The 5,845-nt window shown below is 61.4% G+C and carries 3 protein-coding genes, 1 tRNA gene and 2 pseudogenes; 4 read left to right on the plus strand and 2 right to left on the minus strand.

Features of this window, described 5'->3' with window-relative positions; genetic code table 11:
- From EV660_RS18890 to EV660_RS19080, 4 genes and pseudogenes are all read left to right on the plus strand, one after another.
- Window positions 1-263, plus strand: a 263-nt coding sequence (locus EV660_RS18890; RefSeq protein ID WP_211116221.1) for a hypothetical protein, incomplete at its 5' end; no start/stop codon positions are given.
- 959 nt (window positions 264-1,222) lie between these two features.
- Window positions 1,223-1,809 (plus strand): annotated as a pseudogene (locus tag EV660_RS18995) (transposase); the annotation flags it as partial.
- Window positions 1,810-1,901: 92 nt separating this feature from the next.
- Window positions 1,902-3,485 carry an AAA family ATPase gene (locus EV660_RS18450; RefSeq protein ID WP_071479135.1) on the plus strand — a complete coding sequence of 528 codons (1,584 nt, stop codon included), beginning with the start codon at window positions 1,902-1,904 and terminating at the stop codon, window positions 3,483-3,485.
- Between the two features lie 638 nt (window positions 3,486-4,123).
- Window positions 4,124-5,110, plus strand: a pseudogene (locus EV660_RS19080) (recombinase family protein); the annotation flags it as partial.
- A gap of 327 nt (window positions 5,111-5,437) precedes the next feature.
- On the opposite strand, the gene EV660_RS19085 reads toward EV660_RS19080, so the two are convergent.
- Together EV660_RS19085 and EV660_RS18460 are read right to left on the minus strand one after the other, a co-directional pair.
- Window positions 5,438-5,659: a hypothetical protein gene (locus EV660_RS19085; RefSeq protein ID WP_071479137.1), complete on the minus strand. Its 222-nt coding sequence runs from the start codon at window positions 5,657-5,659 to the stop codon at window positions 5,438-5,440.
- A gap of 91 nt (window positions 5,660-5,750) precedes the next feature.
- Window positions 5,751-5,827: transfer RNA gene (locus tag EV660_RS18460), tRNA-Met, on the minus strand.
- Window positions 5,828-5,845 lie beyond the last annotated feature (18 nt).

The following is a 5,845-nucleotide window of genomic DNA, read 5'->3' on the forward strand; positions in this document are numbered from 1 at the left end:
AGCGCCGTGATGCCGAGGCTGCTGCATGTGCTATTCATGAGGAAAGAAAAGCACTTGCGGAAGAGAGAGAAGCGATCGCACGCGAATGGAGTGCTCTCCGGAAGATGCGTGCGGCCCTCGACGCCGCATTGAGCCGGGTACGCGCATGGCTCGGTCGGCCAGATCTGCCGGCCGAGGCGCGTGTCGAAGGGGAGGATATGCTGCGGGACGTAACACGGAATCTGCCACCACCGGAGGACGACAATGATGAGCCGGGCATGTGACGGCACCCATTGTCAGTCTGAGACATCTCAGGCCTATAGCCGCGCCGGAATGCGCAGGCCCCAGTGAACAGAGCTTTCCACCGAACCTGGTGCATGAGTGGATAGTTCCGGACAACCGAATTCCGGAAGCAGACACCACGTTTCTGAAAATCATGGCAGTTCGGCTTCCAGAGTTTTCGATTTGGAGTCGTCTTTCCGAAATTATGCAGCTTACCGCAAGCCCAGTGCGCCAGTCAGGCAAAATGTATTCCGGAACAGCATTGTCGGAACGAGTTTCGCATACATGCAATCAGTTTGCCCTGCTTGTTCATGTTCCGGACAACGCATTCCGGACTAGATAGAGTGAGCAATGCAACGGACGACTTTATCGAACACTGCCACCCAGCCCAAACCAGCAGTGATTTGGAATAGGGCGATTGCAGCTTCAAAGCGAACCGCTGTACCGAACACGGCAGACTTCATTGCAGCTTATAATTTCGCCCGCGGACTCAAGACCCTGAACGGCCTCACACCCTGTGCATGATATCTGCGGGCCATGCTTGCGGTGCCTCGGGGGGCCGCTGCGCCTTGGAATGGAGCGACATGACCCTCCGCGCAGCACATGCCCTGCTCACCGCGAAGATGACTGTGGGCTCGACGTGCCCGGCCCAGAGCCGACCTTGGCCGTGAGAGCGGACGCCGCATCGCGGCTTCCCCGAAGCTTCCATTGATCCAGACCGCAGCATTTTGGGCGGCCAGACGCCGGCTGAGCGGACTTTTCCTGCAATTTAAAAAGGTCAGCTTTCTATGGTGTAGGACAGAAATCGTCCCATTTGCTACGCTTAAACGGAAACAGGGCATAAGGAGCTTTGAGAATGACCGACTTAGAGCGGGATGCCCTTAGCCTGAATCGGTGGGGGATTCACAAGCGCGCATTTTGGTGATTCACTGCATTGAACCACAAGATGGAGGGTTGAGCAGTGGGCAGAGCGATTTCAATGGATTTGCGTGAGCGGGCGATGGCACGTCTCGAGAAGGGCGAGAGCGTTCGGCGCGTGGCGGAGGCGCTGGATGTCGCACCATCGAGCGTGGTGAAATGGTCGCAGCGCCTGCGGGCGACAGGGAGCTGCGCGCCTGCGGGCACCGGTGGCCACCCACCGCTCAAGATCGCAGGCGCGCATGAGGCGTGGATACTGGAGCGCATAAAGACCGCTTTCACCCTGCGCGGTCTGGTGGACGAACTGGCCGAGCGCGGCCTGCGCGTCGACTACCGCACGGTCTGGTCCTTCGTGCATCGCACCGGCTATTCGTTCAAAAAAAGACCCAAATCGCCGAAGAACAGAGCCGCCCGGATGTGAGCCGCCGCCGTGCGCGCTGGAAGCGGTATCAGGATCGGATCGATCCGTCTCGCCTTGTCTTTATCGACGAAACCTGGGCCAAGACCAACATGGCACCCCTGCGCGGCTGGGCACCGAAAGGCGAGCGCCTGATCGGCCGCGCACCGCATGGCCACTGGCGTACCATGACCTTCATCGCCGCCCTGCGCCATAATCGGATCGATGCGCCAGCCGCACAGATACCGCGCGCTTTATCGAACTGGTCGAGGCTGCGCTTCTGGCCGGTCAGCCGACCCTCGTCCTTCTTTCCGGCACACAGCCCATGACCGAGGACATGCGCAGCATTGTCGGGGCTGAACTGACGCTGGCGCCGCCTGATGCCCCCATGCTGGCCGCTCTCCTTGGGCTGCTGCATGAGACTGGGGTCGCGCCTGACGAATTGCCAAGCGGAATCGAGCTGCTGACGGAGCTGCAACTGGTGCAGGGTCTCTGCGCAGCCACCCCAGCCGGGGCCATCGCACATCTGCACCGGGTCTGCACGCAAGAGCGCGGGGCCGCACGCATCACACTTGACCATGTCCATGGCCAGCAAGCGGCCAAGGAGGCATTCACCCAGCTGCAAGCCGATCTGGAGGACTGGCGACATGGGCGTTTGCCATGGGCGGAAGTCACCTCGTCGTTTTTGCTGTTCGGCCCACCCGGGACCGGCAAGACGCATCTTGCCAGCGCATTGGCCGGGTCTGCGCGGCTGCCGCTTGTGAAGACGAGCTATAGCGATTGTCAGAAGGCAGGACACCAAGGAGATATGCTGCGCGAATTGAACGCGGCCGCGGACCGCGCGATTTCGCAAACGCCTGCAGTGTTCTTCCTCGATGAGATCGACAGCTTCTTCAGCCGCAACACGCCATCAAACGGGTATATCCTGGGCGTGGTCAATGGTCTGTTGACGCTTCTTGACCGGCTGAATGCAACGCCGGGCGTGATCGTGATGGCTGCGACAAACTATCCGCAGCGCGTCGATCCCGCGATCCTGCGCTCGGGGCGGCTTGATCGCCATATCTCTGTCGGCCCATTGGACCGCACAGGGGTGCGCGCAGCACTGCTGGCAGATCTGCCCGAAGGCCTGCTGTCTGATCCGGAGCTCTGTCTGCTCGCAGATCAGCTGGCAGGGCGTGTCGGCGCGGATATTGCAAGCCTGATCCGGGATGCCCGGACACGCGCACGACGCGCGGGCAACGGCCTGTCGGCGCAGCATGTCAAAGCCGCCGCAGACCGGATTTCCCCGCAGCCGGAACCTGATCTGCAACGCCGGATCGCGATTCACGAGGCCGGGCATCTACTCGCCGGGCATATTTTTGGCCTGCCCGCCCCCACACAGGCACAGATCACATCGCGCAACGGTCATGTGGCCATGCAATGTTTCGACGTCCTGACTCAAAAGCGCATTTTTTCCCAGATCCGCGTCGATCTGGGCGGCTATGCCGCAGAGCAGGTTGTCTTTGGGGCGCCCTGCAACGGCAGCGGCGGGGATATCGAGAGCGATCTCGCGCGCGCCACATTCCGGGCGCAACAGGCCGAGCTGAGCTACGGGTTTGGAGAGACGCTGAGCTGGCAGCCTTCCACCACTGACATTGAGCGCCTGTCCGCGCGCCAGCGCGCACGGATCGAGCAGCAGCTGCAACAGGCCCTCAAAGAGACAAAGCAAGCCTTGCAGACACATCGCGCGGATCTGGAACGGATCGCAGAGGTCCTGATCCGCGAGCGCGAGCTTGACCGCAACCGGATTGCAGAGCTGCTTCGCGAGGTGGCGGTCGCGGAGCCATCCAGCGTTCCGCGCAAGGCTCCGGGGCGAAACAGTCACGGGCTTGGCGGCAGTGCAACAGATGACTGCAATGGACCGGAATAGCGCATACACGCCCGGTTCCGGAGGCCGCCCCGGCCCGGAACCGGGCGCTTTTGTCAAGATGCACCATGTTGATTGTTGTGGAGAACTGCGCGGCTCCGACAGATTCATGTGGATAGTGCAGATCGCAACTCATTGAATAAATTGGAGGTTATCCACAAAGAACTGCAAATCACGGGTGTTCAGCCGGTACGCAGCGCGCAACTTCTGGTAAAGTGATGACATAACCAGCCGGGACCATGGCACTCCGCCAACGGTTCGGCACCATGTCAGAAACACCGCCCGCCAGAACCCCTCCGGCAGGCCAGCCGAGAGGTATCGCGTATGCGCGACCAGAGAAGTTGTGCCATGTGGCACCCGCCACCGCCCGGGACTCGGGCCTCTGAAGACAGGGGTTTGAGATGACAAATCCCGGCAACAAAAACGGCACCGCGCCAGACCGTATCCCGGAAGAACCGCTGCTGAGTGAGGCAGATATCCGGGCAAGATATCTCGATTTCCTCAAGATGCTTGCCATCGAGACGGCGCGGCGCGATCATGAAGCTGCAAAGGCGGGCTTCGACACGCCCCCCGACTGACCGGAAGGACGCCCCATGACCACCCCATTGCGCGCTGCGATCTATGCGCGGTTCTCGACAGATATGCAGAGTGACGCCTCGATTGAGGACCAGATCCGGTCCTGTCGCGACTATGCGGCGCGGCAGGGGATGGAGGTGGTCGAGACCTATTCCGACCGCGCGATCTCGGGCGCAAGCCTGATGCGCAGCGGCGTGCAGAAGCTGATGCGCGATGCGCGCGGGGGCGTATTTGATGTGGTCGTCAGCGAAGGGCTGGACCGGCTCTCGCGCAATCAAGCCGATATCGCCCAGATTCACCAGAGCCTCGCCTTCGCTGATGTGATGATCGAAACCGTGGCCGAGGGCGTCATCTCCGAGATGCATATCGGGCTGAAGGGCACGATGAATGCGCTGTTTCTCAAAGACCTCGCGCAAAAAACCCATCGCGGCCTGAAAGGCCGCGCGCTTTCGGGCAAATCCGCCGGCGGGATCACCTATGGCTACCGCGCTGTGACGCGGCTTGATGCCAAAGGCGAGCCTGTGCGCGGCGAGCGTGAGATCAACACGGATCAGGCCGCTGTCGTGCGCCGGATTTTTCAGGACTACGCGAAGGGCGTGTCGCCCAAAAAGATCGCCGAGGCGCTGAATGTCGATCGTATCCCCGGCCCGCAGGGTGGCCGCTGGGGTGGCTCGACCATCAATGGAAATCGCGAGCGTGGCACCGGCATCCTCAACAATGAACTCTATATCGGGCGACAGATCTGGAACCGCCTGCGCTATGTCAAAGACCCCGAAACAGGCAAACGGATCTCGCGGCTGAACCCTGAGCGCGACTGGGTGATCGCAGAGATTCCTGAGTTGCAGATCATCGAGGATGACCTGTGGGAGAAGGTGCGCGCGCGGCAAGGCGCGCTGAAGAGCAAGGACACAGCTGTCCCGGTCTGGGACCGGCGAAGGCCAAAGACACTGTTTTCCGGATTGATGAAATGCGGCTGCTGCGGGTCGGGGTTTTCCAAAGTGACCAAGGACAGCTTCGGCTGCTCGGCCGCGCGCAACAAGGGTAAAGCGGTCTGCACCAATATGGCGCTGATCAAACAGGCCGATCTGGAAGCGCGGGTGCTCGACGCGCTGGCCCATCACCTGATGGACCCGGAAGCGGTCGCAGTGTTTTGCGAGGCCTATACGGCCGAGCGCAACCGCTTGGCCGCCACCGAGACAAACACGCGCGCCGAGATCGAGCGGAAACTGGCCAAGGTCAAACACGACCATGCCAAGCTGGTCGACGCGATCATCGCGGGCGTTCCGGCCGATCAGGTGAAGGACAAGATGATCGCGCTCGATGACCAGCGCCAGCAGATCGAGGCGAAGCTTGCGGCGACGCAGGCCTCCCCTGCCCCGTTACGGTTCCACCCGAAGATGGCCGAGACCTATCGCGACCGCGTGGGCACGCTGATCCAAGGGCTGGGGCGCGAGACCGATATGACCGAGACGCGTGAAGCGCTCCGCGGGCTGATCGAGAAGATCGTGCTGGAGCCGCGCGGAGAGGGCGAGGGCTTCTATATCGACCTGCATGGCGCGCTTGCGGGGCTGCTGCGGCTGGCGACGGGTGTGGAGCGTCATGAGGCCACGGGCGGGCGCAAAAAGAGCGCAAACGCGAACGGCCCCGCGAGCGCGGGGTTGGAAGGTGTTGATAATATTGAAGAAATAGTGCTGGTTGCGGGGACAGGATTTGAACCTGTGACCTTCAGGTTATGAGCCTGACGAGCTACCTGGCTGCTCCACCCCGCGTTGGTTGTTTGTTTTATA

The organism is Roseinatronobacter bogoriensis DSM 18756, from assembly GCF_004366635.1.
GTDB lineage: Bacteria > Pseudomonadota > Alphaproteobacteria > Rhodobacterales > Rhodobacteraceae > Roseinatronobacter > Roseinatronobacter bogoriensis.